This window comes from Streptomyces sp. KPB2, from assembly GCF_003950055.1.
GTDB classification, from domain to species: domain Bacteria; phylum Actinomycetota; class Actinomycetes; order Streptomycetales; family Streptomycetaceae; genus Streptomyces; species Streptomyces salinarius.
This window is the reverse complement of the sequence record NZ_CP034353.1, coordinates 1,197,367-1,221,312: the sequence shown is the minus strand read 5'-3', so window position 1 is coordinate 1,221,312 and position 23,946 is coordinate 1,197,367. Positions and strand designations below refer to the sequence as shown.

Genomic DNA, 23,946 nt, shown 5'->3' with positions numbered 1-23,946 from the left:
AGGGGCGCCCGGGGCAGCACGGCTCAGGGGTACTGCACCACCTTCGACGGCACGGTGTCCGTGCCCGACGTGGGTGAACCCGTGTCGTTGATGACGCACTCGTACTGTCCCTGGCCGCCCAGCGACACCACGAGCAGCCCGTGGAAACGCACCCCGGACCGGGTCGGCGCGGCGAAGCCGTGGTGCTGCACGATGGACGGGTTCACGTTGTAGTAGCAGTAGCTGCCCATGCCCCAGCCCTCGTGCTCGGTGACGTCGTCCCCGACCTTGTAGGCGGCGTACCCCTTGACCGAGCCGTTCTGGATCGCGGCCTGGTCGGGGGCGTCGTAGGCCTTCTCGTTCTGGAAGAAGACCGTGCGGCCCCGCTCGCCGTTCCACTGCACGTCGTACTTGTTGAAGTGCTCGACGAACAGGCCGGTGATCAGTACGTCGTCGCCGTTGACGACCACGCCGTAGTCGGCGCGGTTGGTCTCCCAGCCGACGCCGTCGCCGTGGTCGGCGCGCCACACCCAGGTGTGGTCGACGATCGTGTGCCGGCTGTTGACGACCAGGCTGGTGGTCGCCTTGCCGGGGCCCGCGCCGCCGATCCGGACGAACACGTCCTGCACGGTGGTGGGGTTGGCCGCATGGTCCGCGGACGCGCCCTCGGGCCCGATCTCCAGCAGCGTGTCGGAGTTGACCGGACCGGCGTCCACGAGGAACCCGGCCAGCCGTACGCCGTCCACGTCGGCGACCCTCAGCGCGGTGACACCGTTGTCGGGGATGAGCGTGGCGTAGCCGAGGCCCAGGACGACCGTGCCCGCGCGCTTGACCTCGACGGTCCGGTCGACGTGGTAGATCCCCGGGGTCAGCAGCAGGTGCAGGCCCTGCTCCAGCGCCTGGTTGAGGGTGGCCGCCGAGTCGCCGGGCCTGGCGACGTAGAAGCCGGACAGGGGCAGCGAGGTGCCGCGCGGGGTGCCGTTGCCCCAGGAGACGCCGCGGGCGTCGGTGCGCTTCTCCGGCAGGAAGACGCGGTACTCGTCGCCGTCGAGGTACAGGAACGGCTTCTCCCGGGAGACGGGCGTCGTTTGCAGCGTGGTGTACGGCGGTTCCGGGAAGCTCTGCGCGGGCGCGCCCTCCACGCCGGAGAACACCATGTTCCACACGGCGTTGAGCCAGCCGCCGACCGAGCTGTCCCGGGTGTACCACTGCTGCTGCGAGTACGGGCCGACCGTGCCGTCGATCCGGCTGTCGGCGATGTAGCCGCCGCTGGCCCAGCCGTAGCCGTCGGGGGCGAGGTTGAGGCCGCCGCGCACATGCATGCGCCGGAAGGGCGCCGCCTGCGAGACCGCCCAGCGGTTGGTGCCGCTGACCGGGACCAGGGCGAGGTTCTCCGCCGAACGCCAGAAGTTCTGCGTGGCGTTGCCGTCGAACCAGCCGGCGTCGACCGTGACGTCGCCGTTGATGGTGGTGTCGTCGGGGGAGAGGCCGAGGCCCGCGATCGAGGTGTAGAAGCCGAGCTGGGCGTTGAGCCCGTGGTAGGTGCCGGGTTTGAACAGCAGCGCGTAGCGGCCGGTACCGAACTGGGCCGACTCCTGCTGCTTGAAGATCTCGTCCAGCCGGCCCTGGATGTTCGCCGTGGACGGGTCGAAGACGATGACGTTGGGCCCGAGATCACCGCCGCCGGGCAGTGCGCGGGGGCCGTCGGGGGAGTCGACGGCGGAGTTGACGGCGGAGGCGGCTCCCGCGCCGGTGAGTGAGGCCAGCACAGGTGCCGCGGCGGCCGCCGCGAGGAGGCTGCGGCGGCGCGGTCCGGAGGGTTCGGGCAGGGGGGAGTGCGTGGGGGAAGAGGGCATGTGGGGCGGCTCTCCTTGTTCGGGAAGTGAACGCAGTGGAGGTGGGGGAGCGCTCTCTGCGAGTGCACTCTTCATCCGTCGGTACGGACACGTCAAGAGTTGCGACCGCTTCTTGTGCTCTGTGTTCAACAAGTAGGAGCACGGCGGGCGTTGCCGTGACCGGCGCCCGGCCCGTCGAAACCCTTGACACCCTCCCTCGCGCCCCCAACACTCCGAGTCGGGAGAGCGCTCTCCGAGATTTTCCCCGACCTTCTCAGGAGGTCTCCATGCCACGGAGATCGAAAGTTCTGTCCGGCACCCTCGTCGCGAGCGCGTTACTGCTGACCTCGATCGGCATCGGCACGGTCGCCGCCAACGCGGACACCCCCGCGCCGGCCCCGGTCGCCGCCCCGGCGACGCCCGCCGGGCACACCATGGCGGTCTCTACGGCCGCCTCGCCCGAGGACCCGGACGGCGACGGCTACATCCCCGCGAACCCGCCGGTCACCGGCGTAACCCCGTCCACCGAGGAGCCCCCGCACCGCTACTTCCACGAGTTCCAGGCCAACTGCTCGGTCACCCACACCGCACCCGACGACCCGATCGTCTTCCCGCAGCAGCCCGGCAAGTCGCACGACCACACGTTCATGGGCAATACGACGACCGACGCCAACAGCACCACGGCCTCGCTCGACGCCGGGTCCACCACCTGCCTGGCGCCCGGCGACCGCTCGGCCTACTGGATGCCGACCATGTACGACGGCGACCGCCCCGTGCTCCCGGTCGGCCCGCAGACCATCTACTACAAGGCCGGCGTCACCGACTACACCAGCGTGCGGCCCTTCCCGAAGGGACTGCGCTACGTCGTCGCGAGCCCCATGCAGAGCGCCCAGGAGTTCCGCGACCACCCCGGCTTCGTCGAGGGCTGGGAGTGCGGCGACAGCTTCTTCAACGTCGACTTCCCGACCGACTGCCCGGAGCGGCCGGACGTCCAGGTCAACATCCGTTTCCAGGCGCCCAGTTGCTGGGACGGAAAGAACCTGGACACGCCCGACCACAAGAGCCACATGGCGTATCCGGTCGTCAACCCCGGGACCAACAACAACATCTGCCCGGCCGACCACCCCGTCGCCCTGCCGATGATCGAGTTCAAGATGGCCTTCCCGGTCAACGGCGACCTCTCCCAGGTCCGACTGGCCAGTGGCGCGAGCTACTCGTTCCACTACGACTTCTTCAACGCCTGGGACGAGGCGACCCTCGACGCCATGGTCGACCATTGCATCGTCGGCGGGCTCCAGTGCAACGCGCGCGGTTACGACCAGACCCACCCGGAGGCAGGCGCCGCGCTGAACGAGGACTACGAACTGCCCTGACCCGGCGCGCCCCCTCGACCGGCCCGGCCGTCCACGTCCGTCCCGCTACGGCCGGGCCGCCCCCCCCGTATCCCGCAGACCGGAGAGAGACCCCCATGAGCCGACCCCCCACCCCCACCCGCAGACTCCCCTCAGCCCGCAGACTCACCGCCCCCCTCACCGCCGGCCTGCTCACCGTCGGCGCACTCACCGCCCTGCCCGCGACGCAGGCGCACGCCGCCGGGAGCGTCGTGAAGGTCACCGGAAGCCAGGGCGACTGGCAACTGACCGTGGACGGCAGCCCGTACACCGTCAAGGGGCTGACCTGGGGCCCGTCCCCCGCCGACGCCGACCGGTACATGCCCGACCTGGCCTCCATGGGCGTCAACACCATCCGCACCTGGGGCACCGACGCGAGCAGCCGCCCCCTGCTCGACTCGGCCGCCGCCCACGGCGTCAAGGTCATCGCGGGCTTCTGGCTCCAGCCCGGCGGCGGTCCGGGCAGCGGCGGGTGCGTCGACTACCTCACCGACACCGCGTACAAGGACCGGATGCTCGCCGAGTTCCCGCGCTGGGTGCAGGAGTACAAGGACCACCCCGGCGTCCTGATGTGGAACGTCGGCAACGAGTCGGTGCTCGGCCTGCAGAACTGCTACGGCGGCGACGAGCTGGAGCGCCAGCGCGACGCCTACACCACCTTCGTCAACGACGTCGCCGAGAAGATCCACGCCGTCGACCCGAACCACCCGGTGACCTCCACCGACGCCTGGGTCGGCGCCTGGCCCTACTACAAGAAGAACGCCCCCGACCTGGACCTCTACGCCGTCAACTCCTACGACGCCGTGTGCGACGTGCGCTCCGCGTGGGAACAGGGCGGCTACACCAAGCCGTACATCGTCACCGAGTCCGGACCGGCCGGCGAGTGGGAGGTGCCGGACGACGCCAACGGCGTGCCGCAGGAACCCACCGACCGGGCCAAGGCACAGGGTTACACCGACGCCTGGAACTGCGTCACCGGTCACCGGGGCGTCGCCCTGGGCACGACCCTGTTCCACTACGGCACCGAGTACGACTTCGGCGGCATCTGGTTCAACCTGCTCCCGGCCGGGCAGAAACGGCTGTCGTACTACGCCGTGAAGCGGGTCTACGGCGGCGACACCTCGCGCGACAACACCCCGCCCGTCGTCTCCGGCTTCGGCGTCGAGGGCGACGCGGGCCGGGTGCAGGCCGGCAAGGAGCTGGTCCTGACCGTGCGCGCCTCCGACCCCGACGGCGACCCGATCGCGTACGAGGTGCTGGCCAACAGCAACTACATCGACCAGAGCAAGCAGCTGACCCCGATGCCCTTCACCGACCTCGGCGGCGGACGCCTCAAGGTGACCGCCCCCGACCGGCCCGGCGTCTGGAAGCTGTACGTCAAGGCCACCGACGGCAGGGGCAACGTCGGCGTCGAGACCCTCTCGGCGCGGGTCGTGCCGCCCGCCGTGGACGGCACCAACGTCGCCCTCGGCAGGCCGGCCACCGCCTCCTCCTTCCAGCCGAGCTACGGCGACTGCCCCTGCACCGCCGCCAACGCCGTGGACGGCGACCCGGACACACGGTGGGCCAGCGACTGGAGCGACCCGCAGTGGCTCCAGGTGGACCTGGGCACGCGCACCACCTTCCGGCACGTCCAGCTGTACTGGGAGACCTCGTACGCCAAGGCCTACACCGTCCAGACCTCCGACGACGGTCAGAACTGGCGGACCGTGTCCACGGTGACCGACGGCAACGGCGGCATCGACACCCTCGACGTGACCGGCACCGGCCGCTACGTACGCGTCAACGGCACCGCACGCGGTACGGGTTACGGCTACTCGCTGTACGAGTTCGGCGTCTACAGCTGACGCCGCGGGACGAGACGGAGGGGGACAAACCCAGGTGGGCACGAGTGACGAAGAGATCGACCGGCTGCTCGGCAAACTGACACCGCGCGCCCGCGCGCTGCTGCTGACCGGCGCCACGACCTGGCGCACGAAGGCGGAACCAGCCGTGAGTCTGCGGGAGTTGGTGATGTCGGACGGTCCGGCGGGCGTACGGGGCGAGGCCTGGGACGAGCGGATCACGTCCGTCCTGCTGCCCTCGGCCTCGGCGCTCGCCGCCACCTGGGACGAGGCCCTCGTCGAACGCCTCGGCGGTCTGCTCGCCGCCGAGGCCCGGCGCAAGGGCGTGGACGTCCTCCTCGCCCCGACCCTGAACCTGCACCGCAGCCCACTGGGCGGCCGGCACTTCGAGTGCCTCTCCGAGGACCCCGAACTGACCGGCCGCATCGGCGCCGCGCTGATCCGCGGTGTCCAAGCCCACGGCGTGGCGGCCACCGCCAAGCACTACGTGGCCAACGACTCCGAGACCGACCGCCTCACCGTCGACGTGCGGGTGGGCGAGCGGGCGCTGCGGGAGGTCTACCTCGCGCCCTTCGAAGCGGCGGTGGCGGCCGGGGTGCGCCTCGTCATGGCGGGGTACAACGCGGTCAACGGCACCACCATGACCGCGAGCGCCCTGCTCACCGACCCGCTGAAGAGCGAGTGGGGCTTCGACGGCGTCGTCGTCTCCGACTGGGGAGCCGTGCGCGGCACCGTGGACACGGCCCGCGCCGGTCTCGACCTCGCCATGCCGGGGCCCGAGGGCCCGTGGGGCGAGGCGCTGGCACGGGCGGTGGCCGACGGCGACGTGCCCGGGGCGACCGTCGACGACAAGGCACGCCGCCTGCTGCGCCTCGCGGCCCGGCTGGACGCGCTGGACGGGCCCGACTCGCACCGGCCGCCGCCGACGGGGGAGTCGCGTGGCGGGGAGCGTCCGGCGGCGGTGCGTGCGTCGTCAGCCGCGCGCCGTGACACGTGCCTGCCGGTGTCGGTGGACGACCCGCATGGTGCGGAGCACCTGTCGGAGCGCGTGCCCTCGTCCAGCCGTGGCTCCTCCCGGCGGGTGCCGACGGAGGAGTCGAGTGGTGGGCAGCGCTCGGCGGTCCCGGCGTCGTCAGCCGCCCGTGGTACGCCCCGACGGCCGGTGCCGACGGACAACGCGCGCGGCACGGAGCGCCCTTCGACCTCCGCGCCGTCGCCCACCCGTGACGACCGGACCAGCGCCCGCGTCCGGACCCTGGCCCGCCGGGCCGTCGCCGCCGGGGCCGTTCTGCTGGCCAACAGGGACGTGCTCCCCCTGGACCCCGAGCGCCTCGCCACGGTCGCCGTGATCGGCGCGCACGCCGCGCGGACCCGTACCCAGGGCGGTGGCAGCGCGGGTGTCTTCCCGGGGGAAGAGGTGTCCGTACTCGACGGCATCCGGGCCGAACTCCGCGACCGGGCAGCCCGCGTCGTCCACGTTCCCGGGCCCCGCCCGGACGGCCCCGCGCCGCCACTGGCCCCGGACGACTGCACCGACCCGCGCTCCGGCCTGCCCGGCGTCCTGCTGCGGATGCTCGACGCGGAGGGCCGCGAGCTGTACGCCGAGCGGCGGCTGGGCGGGCGGCTGCTCGAACCACGCCTGGTGCCGGGCGCGCACACCGTCGAGATCGGTGCCCGGCTGCGTCCCCGCACCGCCGGCCGCTGGACCCTGGGCGTGGCCGGATTCGGCCGGATGACCCTGACCCTGGACGGGCGCACCCTCCTGGCGGGCGACTTCCCGCCCCGCACCGACGACCCGGCGGTGGTGCACGTCAACCCGCCCGCCCAATACGCCACCGCGGACCTCGCGGTGGGCCGGGACGCCCTGCTGGTGGCTCGCCGCGAAATGGCGCCCGGCACCGGCCGGGCGACGGTCCTCGTCGCGGCCCCGCCGGCTCCGGACGTCGCCGCCGCGCTCTCCGAGGCCGCCCGCGCGGCTGCCGGGGCGGACGCGGCGATCGTGGTCGTCGGCACCACGGAGCACGGGGAGTCGGAGGGCCACGACCGCACGGACCTGACGCTCGGCGCCACCCAGGACGCGCTGGTCCGCGCCGTCACGGCCGTCAACCCGCGCACCGTCGCCGTCGTCAACAGCGGCGGGCCGGTCGAACTGCCCTGGCGGGAGCGGGCGGGCGCGGTCCTGCTGGCCTGGTTCCCCGGCCAGGAGGGCGGCGCCGGACTCGCCGACGTGATCTTCGGGCGCGCCGAGCCCGGCGGACGGCTGCCCACCACCTGGCCGGCCGCCCTCGCCGACGCCCCGGTCACCCGCACCCGCCCGGACGGCGCGGGCCGCCTCGCCTACGACGAGGGCCTGCACGTCGGCCACCGGGGCTGGCTGCGCCACCACCGCACGCCCGCCTACTGGTTCGGCCACGGGCTCGGCTACACCACCTGGTCCTACGACGAGCTGACCGTCCCCACGGCGGCCCGGGCGGGCGACGACCTCACCGTGCGCGTACGGGTGCGCAACACCGGTGTGCGGGAGGGCCGGGAGGTCGTACAGGTGTACCTCGCGCGGCCCGCGTCGGCGCTCGACCGTCCCGTACGGTGGCTCGCCGGGTACGCGGCGGTGCGGGCGCGCCCGGGGGAGACGGCGACGGCGACGGTGCGGGTCCCGGCGCGGGCGCTGCGCCACTGGTCGGTGGCGGAGCACGCCTGGCGCACGGAGACGGGGACCTGGCGGGTGCTGGCCGGAAGATCGGCGGGGGACGTGCCGCTGGCCGCGAACCTGGAGGTCGTACCCGCGCCCGGCGAGTGAGTCGGGGGAGCGCACGTGGGGAGAGCGCTCTACCACGCGCCGGACCCCGCCGGTTAGGGTGCGGGCATGAGCAGACAGGCCCCGACCCTCGAGGACGTGGCCCGGGAGGCCGGCGTCTCCCGGGCCACCGTCTCCCGGGTGGTCAACGGCGTCCGCAACGTCGACCCGGCCATCCAGGACCTGGTCCGCCGGGCCATCGAACGCACCGGGTACGCACCCAACCAGGCCGCCAGGCAACTGGTCACCCGGCGCACCACGACCGTCGCCCTGGTCGTCTCGGGCGCGGGCGACGCCTCGGACACGGAGCAGAACGCGTTCGCCGCACGGGTGTTCGCCGACCCGTTCTTCGGCCGCGTCGTCGGCGGCGTGGTCGGTCACCTCCGGCCGCGCGGGATGCACCCGGTGCTGATGTTCGCCGAGACGCCCGAAGCCCGGCAGGAGGTCGTGGCCTATCTCAGGCAGGGCGGCGCGGACGGTGCCCTGGTGGTGTCCACCCACCCCGACGACCCGCTGCCCGCGCTGCTCGCCGGTGCCGGACTGCCGGCGGTGCTGTTCGCCCGTCCGGGCCGCCCGGTGCCGCTCAGCTACGTCGACCTCGCCCACCGCGACGGCGGCCGGCTCGCCGCCGAGCACCTGCTGGAACGGGGTTGCCGCCGGATAGCCACCGTCACGGGGCCGCTGGCGGTCGCGGCCAGCCAGGAGCGCCTGGCCGGGTTCCGGGACACCCTGGCCCGGCACGGGCACCCCTACGTACCGGTGGCCGAGGGCGGCTTCACGGTGGACAGCGGCATGGCCGCGACGGCCGCGCTGCTCGCCGAACACCCCGACACCGACGGTGTGTTCACCGCCAACGACCTGATGGCCCAGGGCGCCGTCCAGGTGCTGCGCGACCACGGACGCCGGGTGCCGCAGGACGTCGCGGTCGTCGGCTTCGACGACTCCAGCGTGGCCGTCACCTGCCGGCCCCGGCTGACCACGGTCCGCCAGCCGGTCGAGGAGATGGCGGCCACGATGGCCCGCCTCCTCGACGACCACATCAGGGGCGCGCGCACCGAACCGACGTCGGTGATCTTCGACCCGGAGCTGGTGGTCCGGGACTCGGCGTAGCGGTCCGGGGCCCGCCTCAGGGCCGGGGTCGGGGGACCGCGGCCTCGATGTGGGCCAGGTGGGCCGCGAGGATCTCCTCGAAGGCGGCGCGGCGGTCCGCACCCAGGGGGCGGATCTCACGGGCGAAGTGGGCCAGGGTGGGGAAGCGGTCCGGATCGGCGCCCAGCACCGCGACGCGGAACTGCTCCATGCCCTGCTCGTGTTCCTCGGCGCCGACGGCACCGAACCCGCCCTCGGCGGTGATCAGCGAGGCGATCAGGACGACGAGCCGGTGGTAGCACGCCGGGATCTCCTCGTCGGGCAGGCCCGAGGCGCGCAGGGCCCGCAGCACCTCCTCCATCACCAGCCGGGAACCGGCACCGCCCGAGCCGTGACGCCCCCAGACGGCGGCGAGCTGGGGCTGCTGCCCGAAGGCCGCGCGCAGCCGCAGGGACAGGGAGGTGAGGCGCTGCTTCCAGTCGCCCTCGGGCCGGTAGCCGTCCATGGCGGACAGCAGGATCCGGTCGGCGACCGCGCGCAGCAGCTCGGTCTTGTTGCGGAAGTGCCGGTAGAGGCTGGAGGAGTCGGTCCCCAGTGCCGCCGCGAGCCTGCGCACGCTGAACGTCTCGGCATCGCCCGTCAGCAGCAGTTCCGCCGCCGCGTCCAGGATCTGCTCGGTCGACCAACGCCTTCGGCCCGCCATCTCGTCGTTCTCCCTCTCGCTCCCGGCCGCCCCGTCCCGCTCCGCCGACCTGTTCCACTCGGGGCTTGCTCGGCCCGGCCCCATCCTCGCACCTGTCGCCGCACGCGCCGCGCACACGCCGTCATGCTCCCGCCCGACGCCCGACGCCCGACGCCCGATGCCCGATGCCCGATGCCCGATGCCCGATGCCCGATGCCCGATGCCCGACGCGCGACGCGCGACGCGCGACGCCCGATGTCTGAACCCGTCTGACGCCTGACGCCCCACGCCCCTTCCACCTCCCCCCGGGTCACCCCCCACCCCGTTGCCCCGCCAGCCGCCCCCCGAGCGCCGCCCGCCAGGCCGGCACCGGCGCGGGCGAGTCGACCGGAACCCGCCGGCCGCCGCGGGCGAAGAACGCGGCCAGGGGCAGGATCGCGGCGCCCACCGTCACCGCGTCGGGACCGAGCCGGCCCATGGCGATGCCCACCCGTCCGGCGGGGTGGCGCAGGGCGTGGGCCAGGGTGTGGTCCCGCACGGACTCCAGGAAGGCCGGGCCGAGCTGGAGCCCGGCCCAGCCGCCCACCAGGATCCGCTCGGGCTGGAAGAGGTTGACGAGGTCGGCCAGCCCCGCGCCCAGGTACTCGGCGGTCTCCGCGAGGACCCGCGCCGCCACCGGATCGGCCTCGCCCCCGTCGCCGGGCCGGGCGGCGGACAGCAGGGCGGTGAGCGCCGCCTCCTCGTCGGCGCCGGGCGGCGGCTCACCGCCCGCCTCCCGCCACCGCGCCAGCAGCGCCTCCGCACCGGCGTACGCCTCCAGGCATCCCCGTGCCCCGCACCGGCACCGGCGCCCCCGCACCCGCACGGTCAGGTGGCCCCACTCCACCGCGCGCCCCTGCTCCACCTCGTCGGTGACGACGCACGCGCCGACGCCGGAGCCGAAGAGCACGACCACCGCGTTGCGGGCGCCGCGTCCGCCGCCGAACCACATCTCGGCCTGCCCCAGCGTTCTGGCACCGTTCTCGATGAACAGCGGCATGTGCGCGGGCAGTCGGCCCGAGCCGCGCAGCAGGGCCTCCAGCGGTACCGCGTCCCAGCCGACGGTCTGCCCGTGCACCACGGTGCCCGCGGCGGTGCGCTCGACGATGCCGGGCACACCGATGCCGACGCCCAGCAGCTCACCGGGGTCCCGTGCGCCGCCGTCGGCGCCGAGCACCTCCGCGACGCCGTCGAGGATGTGCCCGGCGACCGACTCGACGTCGTACGAACGCGACCCGTGCCCGGGCAGCACGCGCTCCGTCCGGGCCAGTTCGGACATCGACAGGTCGAACAGCTCGACCCGTACACGGGTCTCGCCGACGTCGACGCCGACGAGGCGCCCCCGGCCGGCCGCGACGCGGACGAGGGTGCGCGGACGCCCGCCGTCCGTGCCGAGGCTGCCCGCCTCCTCCACGAGCCCGTCGGCCATCAGCTCGGCGACCACGTTGCTGACGGATCCCGAACTCAGGCCCGCCGCCGAGCCCAGTGCGAGCCGGCTCATCGGCCCGTCGAAATACAACCGTTGCAGAACGGCGCTGCGGCTCTCCCGTCGCAGGTCACGGACCGTGCGCTTGCCCTGCGTGGCCATCGGGCCCCTCCCTTTCCCGCCCCCGCGCGCCCCTCGAACGTGCGCGAGACCTTGACGATTCGTTCTCTCGGAGATTAACTCACGCCCTAAATTAAGCCATGAGGGGCTTCGGGAAGGAAACAACCGAGGCCGCCGTCGGGAAACGTCCCGACCGACTCCCGGAAGGAACCCAGGAGCCATGCGCAGCATCCGAGCCGCGGCCGTAGGCGCCGTCACCCTGTCTCTCGCACTCGCCGCCACGGCCTGCGGAGGAGGCTCCTCCTCGGGCGGCGGATCCAACGACTCGCCGAAGGAACTCACCTACTGGGCCTCCAACCAGGGCGCCAGCGTCGAGGTGGACAAGAAGGTCCTCCAGCCCGAACTCGACAAGTTCGAGAAGGAGACCGGCATCAAGGTGAAGCTGGAGGTCGTGCCCTGGTCCGACCTGCTGAACCGCATCCTGACCGCCACCACCTCCGGACAGGGCCCCGACGTCCTGAACATCGGCAACACCTGGAGCGCCTCGCTCCAGGCAACCGGCGCCCTGCTGCCCTGGGACGCGAAGAACTTCGAGAAGATCGGCGGCAAGGACCGCTTCGTCGACTCCGCGCTCGGCTCCACGGGTGTCCAGGGCCAGGACCCGGCCGCCGTCCCGCTGTACTCGATGGCCTACGCGCTCTACTACAACAAGCAGATGTTCGCCGACGCCGGCATCACCAAGCCCCCGGCCACCTGGGACGAGCTGGTGGAGGTGGGCAAGAAGATCTCCAAGGACGGCAAGTGGGGCCTGGGAGCCGAGGGGTCCAACCTGTCCAACAACATCCACCAGGTCTTCGTCCTCGCCAAGCAGCACGGCGCCGACTTCTTCACCGCCGACGGCAAGCCCGACTTCACCTCCGACGGCGCCGTCGCCGCCGTCAAGCAGTACGTCGACCTGATGGCGAAGGACAAGGTCGTCGCGCCCGGCAACGCCGAGTACGCGCAGAACCAGTCCCTCAGCGACTTCGCCAAGGGCAAGACCGCGATGGTGCTCTGGCAGACCGCCTCCGCCACCTTCAAGACCATGGGCATGAAGGACGACGAGTGGGGCGTCGCCCCCGCCCCCGTCCCGTCCGGCACCCCCGGCCCGGGCAAGGCCACCAACTCCATGGTCGCCGGCATCAACATGGCCGTCTTCAAGAACAGCGACAACCTCGACGGCGCCACGAAGTTCGTGAAGTTCATGACCAGCGACGCCGAGCAGAAGCTCCTCAACAAGGCCTACGGCTCCATCCCGCCGGTCAAGGCCGCGCAGTCCGACCCGGCGTTCAACACCCAGGCCACCGCCGTCCTGCGCGAGACCCTCGCCACCAGCGCCGCGGCCCTGCCCCAGGTGCCCGACGAGTCGCAGTTCGAGACCGCGGTCGGCACCGCCGTCAAGGAACTGTTCGCGGACGCTGCGAACGGACGCGAGGTGACCACCGAGTCCGTCAGGGAGAAGCTCGCCAAGGCACAGCAGCAGATGCCGAACAAGTGAGCATCCCGACCCGGAACCCAGCCCCACCGACACGGACACGGACCTCGCCATGACCACCACGACCGCCTCGGCGCAGCCCGGCGAGCGGACGGTCGGCAAGAGCTCCCCCGGGACGGCGCGCGGACCACGCCGCCGTCCCGGGCGGATCCGCCGCATCGGCCTGCCCTACCTGCTGCTCCTGCCGGCCCTGCTCCTCGAACTCCTCGTCCATCTGGTGCCGATGGTCTTCGGCATCGTGATGAGCTTCAAGGAACTCACCCAGTTCTACATCCGCGACTGGACCACCGCCCCGTGGACCGGCCTCGACAACTTCACCATGTCGGTGGACTTCGACGCCCCCGTCGGCGAGGCGCTGCTCCACTCCTTCCTCGTCACCTGCGCCTTCACGATCCTCTCCGTCGGCCTGTGCTGGCTGATCGGCACCGCCGCCGCGATCTGCATGCAGGACGCCTTCCGCGGCCGCGGCCTGCTCCGCGCGATCTTCCTGGTGCCGTACGCCCTGCCGGTCTACGCGGCCGTCATCACCTGGGCGTTCATGTTCCAGCACGACAACGGCCTGGTGAACCACGTCCTGCACGACCAGCTCGGCCTCACCGACAAGCCCTCCTTCTGGCTGATCGGCGACAACAGCTTCGTCGCGCTGCTCGTCGTCTCGGTGTGGAAGGGCTGGCCGTTCGCCTTCCTCATCGTCATGGCGGGCCTGCAGAACATCCCCAGGGAGCTGTACGAGGCCGCCGCCCTCGACGGTGCCGGCGTCTGGCAGCAGATCCGCCGCATCACCCTGCCGTCGCTGCGTCCCGTCAACCAGGTCCTCGTCCTGGTGCTGTTCCTGTGGACGTTCAACGACTTCAACACGCCGTTCGTCCTGTTCGGCAAGGCGGCGCCGGAGGCCGCCGACCTCATCTCCATCCACATCTACCAATCGTCGTTCGTCACCTGGAACTTCGGCACCGGCTCCGCGATGTCGGTCCTGCTGCTGCTCTTCCTGCTGCTGGTGACGGGCGTGTACCTGTTCCTGACCTCCAGGACCGCGCGGACCCCCCGCAACTCCCGGGAGAGGAAGACGGCCGATGTCTAGGTCCCCGATGGCTGCGCCGCGCTCCTTCACCTGGACCCGCCGCGTCTTCCTCACCCTGCTCACCGGCTTCGTCCTGCTGCCGGTGTACGTCATGGTCTCCAGCTCGCTCAAGCCGCTCGAGGACGTCGCCGGCCAGTTCCACTGGCTGCCGGGCAACCTGACCGTCCGTCCGTACATCGACATCTGGTCGACGGTCCCGCTGGCGAAGTACTTCATGAACTCGCTGATCGTGGCCGGCGCGGCGACCGTCTGCTCCGTGGTCATCGCCGTGTTCGCCGCCTACGCCGTCAGCCGCTACGAGTTCCGCGGCAAGCGCGTCTTCTCGGTGACCGTCCTGTCCACGCAGATGTTCCCGGGCATCCTCTTCCTGCTGCCCCTGTTCCTCATCTACGTGAACATCGGCAACGCCACCGGCATCGCCCTGTTCGGCTCCCGCGGCGGTCTCATCCTCACCTACCTGACCTTCTCCCTGCCCTTCTCGATCTGGATGCTGATCGGGTACTTCGACTCGGTCCCCCGCGACCTGGACGAGGCGGCCCTCGTGGACGGCTGCGGGCCGCTGCGCGCCCTGTTCAAGGTCGTGGTGCCCGCCGCGATCCCGGGCATCGTCGCGGTCGCCGTCTACGCCTTCATGACCGCCTGGGGCGAGGTCCTGTTCGCCTCCGTCATGACCAACGACGCCACCCGCACCCTCGCCGTCGGGCTCCAGGGCTACTCCACGCAGAACGACGTGTACTGGAACCAGATCATGGCCGCCTCACTGGTGGTGAGCGTGCCCGTGGTCGCGGGCTTCCTGCTCCTCCAGCGCTACCTGGTGGCGGGCCTGACGGCCGGAGCCGTCAAGTGACCGGCACGCCCCAGCGCTCCCACTCCCGACCCGAAAGGACCTTCGTGACCATCGACTTCGCCGCACTCCCGGACGACTTCCTGTGGGGCACGGCCACATCGGCGTACCAGATCGAGGGAGCCGTGGCGGAGGACGGACGTGCGCCGTCGATCTGGGACACCTTCTCGCACACCCCCGGGAAGATCGACAACAACGACCACGGCGACGTCGCCTGCGACCACTACCACCGCACGCACGAGGACATCGAGCTGATGCGGCGCCTCGGCACCAACGCCTACCGCCTCTCCGTCGCCTGGCCGCGCGTCGTGCCCGGCGGCGACGGCCCGGTCAACGCCAAGGGCCTGGCCTTCTACGACCGGCTCGTCGACGACCTGCTGGCCGCCGGCATCACCCCGTCCGTCACCCTCTACCACTGGGACCTGCCCCAGGCGCTCCAGGACCGCGGCGGCTGGCCGGAGCGCGCCACCGCCGAGCACTTCGCGTCGTACGCCTCCGTGGTCGCCGAACGCCTCGGTGACCGCGTGGGCCACTGGGCCACCCTCAACGAGCCGCTGTGCTCGGCCTGGATCGGTCACCTGGAGGGCAAGATGGCCCCCGGGTGGACCGACCTGACCGCGGCGGTCCGCGCCTCCTACCACCTGCTCCTCGGCCACGGACTGGCGATGCGGGCCATCCGCGCGGCGGCCCCGGACGCCCAGGTGGGCATCGTCAACAACCTCTCCACCATCCACGCGGCCACCGACCGCGACGAGGACCTCGCCGCCGCCCGCCGCATGGACGGCCACACCAACCGCTGGTGGCTGGACCCCGTCCACGGCCGCGGCTTCCCCGAGGACATGCGCGAGCTCTACGGCGTCGAACTCCCCGAACTCCCCGGCGACACGCAGCTCATCGGTGCCCCACTCGACTGGCTGGGCCTGAACTACTACTTCCCCCAGACCGTCGCCGACGACCCCACCGGGCCCGCCCCGCACGTGCGCACCGTCCGCCGCGTCGGCGTCCCGCGCACCGGCATGGACTGGGAGATCGACGCCGGGGGCATCGAGGACCTGCTGCTGCGCCTGACCGAGGAGTACGGGGCACGCAAGCTGTACGTCACCGAGAACGGCTCCGCCTTCCCGGACGTGATCCGCCCCGACGGCACGATCGACGACCCCGAGCGCCAGGAGTACCTGACGGCCCACCTCGCGGCCTGCGCCTCCGCCGCCCGCAGGGGAGCCCCGCTGGCCGGCTACTTCGCCTGGTCGCTGCTGGACAACTTCGAGTGGGCGTACGGCTACGACAAGCGCTTCGGCCTGGTCCACGTCGACTACGCCACCCAGGTCCGCACCATCAAGGGCAGCGGACACCACTACGCGGACCTCATCGGCCGGGCGCGGGGGAGGGAGCGCAAGGCCGCCTGAGAACCGGCCACGGACCCCGTGGTGGGTGCGGATGCGGGAGTCCGCGCCCACCACGGCGCACGGTTCACCCGCACGAACGATTCTGTCAGGTTCACGACATCCCCGAATCGTCCCAAGGAGAAGAAGCCGCATGCCGTCCCGTACCCCCCGCACTCTCCTCACCGCCCTGACCGCGCTCGCCCTGCTGGCCGCGGTCCCGTCCCTCACCGCCGCCGCCCCGGCCGCCGCCGAACCGTCGGCCGCCGCCGCAGCGGCCTGGGACACCGACCGCGCGGCCTCCGCCTACGCCGCCGACCCGGCCGCGGTCACCGCCTCGGCCGCCGAGAACGCCGGCACCGCGCCCGGCCTCGCCTTCGACGGCGACGGCGGCACCCGCTGGTCCAGCGACTTCACCGACGACGCCTGGATCCGCGTCGACCTCGGCACGACGATCCGCGTCGACCGGGTGACGCTGGACTGGGAGGCGGCCCACGGCAAGAGGTACGTCCTGGAGGCGTCCACGAACGGCACCGACTGGACGCCCTTCTACACCGAGACCGCAGGCACCGGAGGCTCGGTCACCGCGCACACCTACCCGCAGGAGGTGCGGGCCCGCTACGTCCGCATGCGCGGCATCGAACGCGCCACCCCCTACGGCTACTCCCTCTACTCCTTCAAGGTCTACGGCGGCGAACCGGTCCCCGCCTCCACCACCCGCACCAACCTCGCCCTCAACCACCCCGCGTACTCGAACGTCTACCAGCACGCGGGCACCTCACCGGCGTTCGTCACCGACGGCGGCCGCCCCGCCGACCTCAAGGGCGACGCCACCCGCTGGTCCAGCGACTGGAACGCCGACCGCTGGGTCTCCGTCGACCTCGGCGCCACGTCCACGATCGACACGGTCGACCTGTACTGGGAGGCGGCCTACGCCGTCGACTACGCGCTCCAGGTCTCCGACGACAACCGCACCTGGCGCACCGTGTACCGCCCCTCCGCCGACGAGGTCGCCGCCCGCCGGGCCGACGTCAAGTCCCCGGGAGAGGCCACCGGCCGCCACGACACCGTGCGCCTGCCCCAGCCCGTCACCGGCCGCTACGTCCGCATGCTCGGCAAGGAACGCCGCTCCTTCTACAACCCGGCCCCGGCCACCGCACAGTTCGGCTACTCACTCTACGAGTTCGAGGTCTGGGGCACCGGAGGCAGCGCGGCCGCCGCCTACCCGGTGCTGCCCGGCGAACAGTCCGGCACCTACCGGACCACGTTCTTCGACGACTTCTCCTCGGCCGCGCTGGACCGCGGCAAGTGGCGCGTCGTCCGCACCGGCACCGAGATGGGCTCGGTCAACGGCGAGGCGCAGGCCTACGTCGACTCGGCCGACAACATCCGCCTGGAGAACGGCGCCCTGGTCCTGCGCGCCGAGCACTGCAAGGGCTGCACCAAGGCGGGCGGCGGCACCTACGACTTCACCTCCGGCCGCATCGACACCAACACCAAGTTCGACTTCACCTACGGCCGGGTCAGCGCCCGCATGAAACTCCCCGTCGGCGACGGCTTCTGGCCCGCCTTCTGGCTGCTCGGCAGCAACGTCGACGACCCCTCCGTGTCCTGGCCCGCCTCCGGCGAGACCGACATCATGGAGAACATCGGCTACGGCGACTGGACCAGCAGCGCCCTGCACGGCCCCGGCTACTCGGCCGACGGCAACATCGGCGCCCGCCAGGTGTACCCGGGCGGCGGCCGGGCCGACCAGTGGCACACCTACGCGGTGGAGTGGACGCCGACCGGCATGAAGTTCTCCGTCGACGACCGCGTGGTCCAGGAGACGACCCGCAACAAACTGGAGTCGACGCGCGGCGCCTGGGTCTTCGACCACGACCAGTACGTCATCCTGAACCTCGCCCTCGGCGGCGCCTACCCGGCGGGCTGGAACCAGGTCACCAGTCCCTACTGGGGGCTGCCGCAGTCCAGCGTGGACCGGATCGCGGCCGGGGGAGTGCGGGCCGAGGTGGACTGGGTGCGGGTGGAGCAGAAGGGGTAGCCGGCCCTGCCGGGCGGGGCCGGGCCGCCGCCGTGCGTCAGGCCCCTTTTCGTGCCACTCCGCCGTAGATGCCGATCGGCGGGGCGTCGGGACGCCGTGCCTCCTCGGGGCGCCAGTCGGTGACGCGGACCAGCCCCGGCTCCACCATCGCGAAGTCCCCGAAGAAATCGAGGACCTGCGTGTGCGAACGCAGGTTGAGGGACGCGGTGGCCTTGTTGTAGACGGCCGCCGCGTCCTCGCGCCGGTCCTCGTGGACGTCACCCGTCGCGTGCGAGAGAACGAGGTAGGAACCGGCGGGCAGCGCGTCGCGCAGGGTGGCGACGATGCCCGCCGGGTCCTGCGCGTCGGCCACGAAGTGCACGACGGCGACCAGCAGCAGCGCCACCGGCTGGTCGAAGTCGATGACCGCGCGCACCTCGGGGTGGTCGAGGATCGCGCGGGGGTCGCGCAGGTCGGCCAGGACCACGGCGGTGTCCGGGTCGTCCGACAGGGCCCTCGAATGGGTGGCGACGATGGGGTCGTTGTCGACGTACGCGACCCGGGTCCCGGGCGCGACGGACCGCGCGATCTGATGCACGTTGGGTTCGGTGGGCAGGCCGGTGCCCACGTCGAGTATCTGGCGGACGCCGCCCTCGGCCACCACGTGCCGCACCGCCCGGTGCATGAAGTGCCGGTTGGCGAGCACTCCCTCACGCACCTCGGGGGCCGCCTTCATGAACTGCTCGGCGGCCCTCTGGTCGACCTCGTAGTTGTCCTTCCCGCCGAGGAAGTAGTCGTACATCCGCGCGGGATGGGGCCTGCTCGTGTCGATCCGGTCGGGGTGGGCGGCGCTCTCGCCACTGCTCAGGGAGGTCATGCGGCCTGACTCCGTCCTCAACTCGTGGGCCACCCAAGGCGCCGGAGTGACGAGCAGCTGGGTGAGCGCCGGTCGGAACATCATCTTAGGCTGGCGAGCCGACGATGCCGTTCCGCGTACGGAGGAGTGTCCTGTGACCGCCGGTACACCCAGACCCCACATCGACACCAGCAAGCCCCACCCGGCCCGTGTCTACGACTGGCTGCTGGGCGGGAAGGACAACTACCCCGTCGACCAGCGGGTCGGCGAGACGCTCCCCGCCGAGGCACGCGGCAACGCGGCCCGGAACCGGGCGTTCATGCACCGCGCGGCGGCCTGGCTGGCGAAGAACGGCGTCGACCAGTTCCTGGACATCGGCACCGGCATCCCCACCGAACCCAACCTGCACCAGATCGTGCAGGCGATCAGGCCGGACGCCCGGATCGTCTACGCGGACAACGACCCGATCGTCCTCCGGCACGCCGAGGCGCTGCTGACCAGCACCCCGGAGGGGGTCACGGACTTCCTCCACGCGGACGTACGACAGCCCGCGACGATCCTCGAACGCGCCCGCGAGGTACTGGACTTCGACCGCCCGATCGCCCTCTCCCTGATCGCGCTCCTGCACTTCCTGCCCGACGAAGAGGACCCGTACCGTGTCGTGAGCACCCTCGTGGACACCCTTCCCTCCGGCAGCTACCTGCTCCTCTCGCACGGCACCGCGGACCAGCACCCGGAGCTGCGGCAGGAGACCGAGTCCGCCTACAAGAAGGGGGCCATCCCGCTGCGGATGCGCACCCGGAGCGAGGTCGAGCCCTTCTTCTCCGGCCTCGAACTCGTCGAGCCCGGCCTGGTGTTCGCGACCGAGTGGTACCAGGAGGAACCGGCACCGGTGTGGGAACGCAGCGGCTTCTACGCGGGCGTGGCGCGCATCCCCTGACCGGGCCGAGGGCGAACCCGTCGAACCTCCCCTCCTCCGGGGCCTCCTTGACGCCGACGGGAACCGGCCGATACTTGTGCGCAGCATGGGTCGGTCGGTGTCCGTGGTCGGCGTGAGACGGGACGACAGATGAATCAGAGGAAGCGGCGGCTGTGGGCCGCCACGGGCGTCCTTCTCGGCGCCCTCACCGCACCGGCCGCGTTTCCGCCGGCCGCCATGGCGTCCCCGCACCCCGGCGGGCACCCGCCGACGGCACGGCACGCCCTCCCCCTGGGCCCCGCCGACCTCCCCGAGCGCCGCACCACGACCACCCTCCAGCCGGGCGTCACCCTCACCCGCATCGTGCGCGGGAACGCCGACGACCCGGCCCTGCACTGGACCGTCGAGGCGTCCATCCCCGGCGGCGACACGTCCCCGGACCCCGACGCGCCGCCGACGGCCCTCAAGGACCGGGCGAGCGCCGACGAACTGGCCGCCGAACTGCGGCGGGACGGGTTCGACGCGAGGGTGGAGGTGGTGACGACACCCGCGACGGCCGACTACCGGGGCGGCACCCTCGGCCGGCGGGTCCGTATCGGCACCTTCGACTCGCAGAGCGCCGCGACGGCCGAACGCACCCGCCTGAGAGCGGCCGGGTACTCGGGCTCGGCCGTCTACACCGGCTGGGACGGCGGGACGACGGACCGGGGCCCGTGGCGCGTCGACGTACTCACCATCGACCCGCGCACGTTCCGCGGCACCCTCGACGCGTCGTACGGCCCCGACCTGGAGGACCGCGAGACGACCAGCGCGCTGTCGGCGTCGGCAGCCGCGACGGCCGCGGTCAACGCCGGCTTCTTCGTCCTCGACCCCAAGGCCGGCGCACCGGGCGACCCCGCCGGAGTGGGCGTGTACGACGGCCGCCTGCTGAGCGAACCGGTGGCGGGACGCCCGGCCCTCGTCGTTCACGACGACGGCCGCCGCACCGAGATCGCCCGTCTCACCTGGCAAGGCCGGGTCGCCGCCCGGGCCGCCTCCCTCCCCTTGAACGGCGTCAACCGCGTACCCGGCCTGATCAGGAACTGCGGCGGCAGCGCGGGCGACACCCCGACGTCGCTCCCGCTGCACGACGTCACCTGCACCAACCCCGACGAGCTGGTCACCTTCACCCCGGAGTACGGCGACCGCACGCCCGGGGGCGAAGGTCTGGAGGCCGTGCTGGACGCCCACGAGCGGGTCGTGGAGCTGCGCTCACCCCGCGGCGGAACGATCCCCAGGGGCGGCAGCTCGGTCCAGGCGACGGGCGAACGCGTCGCCGACCTGACGGCCCTGGCCCACGTGGGCGACCGCCTGCGCGTGAGCACGACCCTGCTGGACGACCGAGGCCGCCGGATGTCCCCCTCGCCCCGTACCGACATCGTGAACGCGGGTCCCGAGCTGGTCCGCGACGGCCGTATCCACGTCACCCCCGCCACCGACGGCATGGTGCACCCGGGCGACCCGAGCTGGTACTACGGCTGGGTCCACAAGCGCAACCCGCGCACCCTGGCCGGGGTGGACGGCGCGGGCCGCACCGTCCTCGTCACCGCCGACGGCCGCAGCACGGACTCGCTCGGACTCAGCATCGGCGAGAGCGCGGCGGTCGCGAGGTCGCTCGGTCTGCGCGACGCCGTCAACCTGGACGGGGGAGGTTCGACGACCATGGTGGCCGAGGGCGCCGTACTCAACTCCCCCTCGGACGCGGCGGGCGAACGCCCGGTCGGCGACGCGCTGTTGATCCTGCCGCACCGGCACGACACCTGACCGGGTCCGCCACGACCGCCCTTCGGACGCACCACGCGCCACGTACAACGCTCCACGTACAAAGCACTACGCACTACGCACTACGGACTACGCACGATGCACTACGCACGATGCACAGCAACCCACCCAGGGAGCCGCCGTGTTCGCGAACGTGCCCGCCGTCCTCACCCCGCTGCGAGCCAGACTCCTCCTGGTCCTCGCCGTCCTGCTGGCCGTCCTGACGCCGACCGCCCCAGGGGCCCTGGCCGCCGGTAAGCCGGAGACCGGGGCCGACCGCCCCGGCGCCGAGGTCGTCGCCGTCACCCGGGTCGCCGACCGGCAGGTCGACCTGTCGGTGCGGTCGACGGCCCTGGGCGGCCGCACGGTCGAAGTCCGGCTCCTCACCCCCGACGGCTGGAACCCGTACGACCGACGCCATCGGCAGCACTGGCCCACCCTCTGGCTCCTGCACGGCTGCTGCGGCGACTACACGTCGTGGACGAGCATGACGGACGTGGCGGAGACCGACAGCCTGCGCGACGTCCTGGTCGTGATGCCCGAGGCGGGCTGGAACGGCTGGTACAGCGACTGGTGGAATTACGGCCGGGGCGGCGACCCGGCATGGGAGACGTTCCACACGAAGGAACTGCGCCACCTCCTGGAGCGCGACTGGGGTGCGAGCAGCAACCGCGTGGTCGCCGGCCTGTCCATGGGCGGCCAGGGCGCCCTGCTGTACGCGGCCCGGCATCCCGGAATGTTCAAGGCAACGGCGGCGTACTCCGGTTCGGCCCACCCCCTCCTCAACGACGAGTCGGTCGACCGCATCATGGGCTTCTTCGCCGGCCAGGACACCGACCCGCTCCGCGTCTGGGGCGACCCGGTCGCCCAACGCGGCATCTGGCAGGCCCACGACCCCTTCCACCTCGCCAAGCGCCTGCGGTCGATCCCCGTCTACCTGTCCTGCGGCGACGGCACCACCGGCCCCCTGGACCCACCGGGTGCCACGAGCGCCCTGGAGGCCGACTTCAACCGCCAGAACCACGCGCTCGCGGCCGAGCTGAAGCGCGTGGGCGCGAGGCACGTGACGACCCACTTCTACGGCCCGGGGACCCACGGCTGGGCCTACTGGGAGCGCGAGCTGCACGCGTCCCTGCCGATGCTGCTGGGGGCATTGGGCACCGACGGCGGCTGATTCCGTACTCGCCCGAGCCGGGCCCCGCCCCCTGGCGGCGGACTGCCGTTCCTCAGAACGACCACCGCGTATGGCTGTAGACCCCTTCGTCCCGGCCGAACCCATACGCGGTGACAGGAGAGACGGCGAACAGCACCGCGTCCCCGCTCCGCATGGCGTCGCCGATCCCGTGGAAGGTGCCCTCCGCTGACGTGATGTGCGCCCCGTACTTGGCCTCGTACGCCGCGATCACCTGCTCCAGCACCGCCGGATCACCGACCGGCGCCGCTTCCCCCTCGACCACCAGGTCGAACCCGTCGGTGAGCGAGTTCGTACCCGTGAGCAGAGCGCAGTGCGCGTCACGGGCCAGGTTCCGGGCCTTCTGCTCACCCGGTCCGGTGGAGAAATACAGCACATCGTCGTGCCAGGCGGCGATCACCGGCGTGACGTGCGGCCCGCCGCCGGGTCGCACCGTGACCACCCAGAAGATCTCGGCGGCCGCCACGCGCCGTCGGGCCTCGGCCCACTCGGTGGCCGTGACCTCCGCGGTGCCCGGACGGGGATTGAGTGCGGAGCTGTAACGGGCGTCGAGCTCGGTCGTGGGTCGCCGTACGGCCGGTTGTTCCATGGACATGGCAGATCTCCTCGCTCTCGTCCCCGTAACGACTGCCGGCCGGCCCGGACATCATCGGTACGCCCGGCGGGGGACACCGATCCGATCAGCGCCGCGAGGAACGCGTGCCCGGCTGCGGCTGCCTCTGCTCGCACCCCTCGCGACGTATCCGCTCCGTGCCCCACGCGCCGAGCGGTCCGAGGGCCTGATTGAGTGTGCGTCCGTGCTCGGTCAGGGAGTACTCCACGCGCGGCGGCACCTCGGCGTACACCTCCCGGTGGACGAGCCCGTCCGCCTCCATCTCCCGCAGGTGCTGGGTGAGCATCTTCTCGCTCACGCCCGGCAGCCCCCGGCGGAGCTCGGCGAAACGGCGTACTCCGTGTGCGTCGAGCTCCCAGAGGATCAGGCCCTTCCACTTGCCGCTGACCACGTCGAGCGCGGCGTCGATGCCGCAGACGTACGGCCCGGACCTCGACCCCTTGGCCATCATTCAGCCCCTTACCAAATGGTTGGTATCGCAGAAAAAAGTGGGTACTTCCGAG

The 23,946-nt window shown here is 72.2% G+C and carries 18 protein-coding genes; 12 read left to right on the top strand and 6 right to left on the bottom strand.

What is annotated here, in order from left to right:
- Positions 1-23: 23 nt before the first annotated feature.
- Positions 24-1,835 (bottom strand): coagulation factor 5/8 type domain-containing protein, encoded by a 1,812-nt coding sequence (locus D1J63_RS05340; protein WP_125627948.1) that lies wholly within the window; start codon positions 1,833-1,835, stop codon positions 24-26.
- Between the two features lie 266 nt (positions 1,836-2,101).
- Between D1J63_RS05340 and D1J63_RS05335 the strand changes: the two genes are divergently transcribed.
- From D1J63_RS05335 to D1J63_RS05320, 4 genes are all read left to right on the top strand, one after another.
- On the top strand, positions 2,102-3,187 hold the full coding sequence (locus tag D1J63_RS05335) for a DUF1996 domain-containing protein (protein ID WP_125627947.1): 1,086 nt from the start codon (positions 2,102-2,104) through the stop codon (positions 3,185-3,187).
- 95 nt (positions 3,188-3,282) lie between these two features.
- Positions 3,283-5,052 (top strand): discoidin domain-containing protein, encoded by a 1,770-nt coding sequence (locus D1J63_RS05330; RefSeq protein WP_125627946.1) that lies wholly within the window; start codon positions 3,283-3,285, stop codon positions 5,050-5,052.
- A gap of 34 nt (positions 5,053-5,086) precedes the next feature.
- Positions 5,087-7,846: a glycoside hydrolase family 3 C-terminal domain-containing protein gene (locus D1J63_RS05325; RefSeq protein ID WP_125627945.1), complete on the top strand. Its 2,760-nt coding sequence runs from the start codon at positions 5,087-5,089 to the stop codon at positions 7,844-7,846.
- Positions 7,847-7,912: 66 nt separating this feature from the next.
- Entirely contained in the window at positions 7,913-8,953 is a 1,041-nt protein-coding gene (locus D1J63_RS05320; protein WP_102931836.1) for a LacI family DNA-binding transcriptional regulator, read from the top strand.
- Positions 8,954-8,969: 16 nt separating this feature from the next.
- On the opposite strand, the gene D1J63_RS05315 is transcribed toward D1J63_RS05320, so the two are convergent.
- Positions 8,970-9,635: a TetR/AcrR family transcriptional regulator gene (locus tag D1J63_RS05315; RefSeq protein ID WP_125635230.1), complete on the bottom strand. Its 666-nt coding sequence runs from the start codon at positions 9,633-9,635 to the stop codon at positions 8,970-8,972.
- A 289-nt stretch (positions 9,636-9,924) separates the two neighbouring features.
- The gene (locus D1J63_RS05310; protein WP_125627944.1) at positions 9,925-11,241 is read right to left on the bottom strand and encodes an ROK family protein; all 1,317 of its coding nucleotides are present in this window, start codon (positions 11,239-11,241) and stop codon (positions 9,925-9,927) included.
- 178 nt (positions 11,242-11,419) lie between these two features.
- Here D1J63_RS05310 and D1J63_RS05305 point away from each other — a divergent pair, with 178 nt between their 5' ends.
- The 5 genes from D1J63_RS05305 (at position 11,420) to D1J63_RS05285 (ending at position 18,084) form a co-directional block, all read left to right on the top strand.
- The gene (locus D1J63_RS05305; RefSeq protein ID WP_125627943.1) at positions 11,420-12,736 is read left to right on the top strand and encodes a sugar ABC transporter substrate-binding protein; all 1,317 of its coding nucleotides are present in this window, start codon (positions 11,420-11,422) and stop codon (positions 12,734-12,736) included.
- Positions 12,737-12,785: 49 nt separating this feature from the next.
- Positions 12,786-13,814 (top strand): sugar ABC transporter permease, encoded by a 1,029-nt coding sequence (locus tag D1J63_RS05300; RefSeq protein WP_125627942.1) that lies wholly within the window; start codon positions 12,786-12,788, stop codon positions 13,812-13,814.
- A gap of 7 nt (positions 13,815-13,821) precedes the next feature.
- Positions 13,822-14,661, top strand: coding sequence for a carbohydrate ABC transporter permease (locus D1J63_RS05295; protein ID WP_125635228.1), 840 nt, complete (start codon positions 13,822-13,824; stop codon positions 14,659-14,661).
- 44 nt (positions 14,662-14,705) lie between these two features.
- Complete coding sequence (locus D1J63_RS05290; RefSeq protein WP_125627941.1) at positions 14,706-16,064, top strand: GH1 family beta-glucosidase; 1,359 nt, start codon at positions 14,706-14,708, stop codon at positions 16,062-16,064.
- Between the two features lie 130 nt (positions 16,065-16,194).
- Positions 16,195-18,084, top strand: coding sequence for a discoidin domain-containing protein (locus D1J63_RS05285; protein WP_125627940.1), 1,890 nt, complete (start codon positions 16,195-16,197; stop codon positions 18,082-18,084).
- Positions 18,085-18,121: 37 nt separating this feature from the next.
- On the opposite strand, the gene D1J63_RS05280 is transcribed toward D1J63_RS05285, so the two are convergent.
- Positions 18,122-18,940 carry an SAM-dependent methyltransferase gene (locus tag D1J63_RS05280; protein WP_164712724.1) on the bottom strand — a complete coding sequence of 273 codons (819 nt, stop codon included), beginning with the start codon at positions 18,938-18,940 and terminating at the stop codon, positions 18,122-18,124.
- 133 nt (positions 18,941-19,073) lie between these two features.
- On the opposite strand from D1J63_RS05280, the gene D1J63_RS05275 reads away from it, so the two are divergent.
- The 3 genes from D1J63_RS05275 to D1J63_RS05265 all read left to right on the top strand — a co-directional run bounded on the left by D1J63_RS05275 (position 19,074) and on the right by D1J63_RS05265 (position 22,812).
- On the top strand, positions 19,074-19,859 hold the full coding sequence (locus D1J63_RS05275; RefSeq protein ID WP_125627938.1) for an SAM-dependent methyltransferase: 786 nt from the start codon (positions 19,074-19,076) through the stop codon (positions 19,857-19,859).
- 129 nt (positions 19,860-19,988) lie between these two features.
- Positions 19,989-21,641 carry a phosphodiester glycosidase family protein gene (locus D1J63_RS05270; protein WP_125627937.1) on the top strand — a complete coding sequence of 551 codons (1,653 nt, stop codon included), beginning with the start codon at positions 19,989-19,991 and terminating at the stop codon, positions 21,639-21,641.
- A 139-nt stretch (positions 21,642-21,780) separates the two neighbouring features.
- Positions 21,781-22,812 carry an alpha/beta hydrolase family protein gene (locus D1J63_RS05265; RefSeq protein ID WP_125627936.1) on the top strand — a complete coding sequence of 344 codons (1,032 nt, stop codon included), beginning with the start codon at positions 21,781-21,783 and terminating at the stop codon, positions 22,810-22,812.
- A gap of 52 nt (positions 22,813-22,864) precedes the next feature.
- Here the strand turns inward: D1J63_RS05265 and D1J63_RS05260 are convergent, their stop codons facing one another.
- A complete protein-coding gene (locus D1J63_RS05260) occupies positions 22,865-23,425 on the bottom strand; it encodes a pyridoxamine 5'-phosphate oxidase family protein (protein WP_125627935.1) in 561 nt (186 codons plus the stop codon).
- An 85-nt stretch (positions 23,426-23,510) separates the two neighbouring features.
- On the bottom strand, positions 23,511-23,891 hold the full coding sequence (locus tag D1J63_RS05255) for a helix-turn-helix domain-containing protein (RefSeq protein WP_125635226.1): 381 nt from the start codon (positions 23,889-23,891) through the stop codon (positions 23,511-23,513).
- Positions 23,892-23,946: the final 55 nt, after the last annotated feature.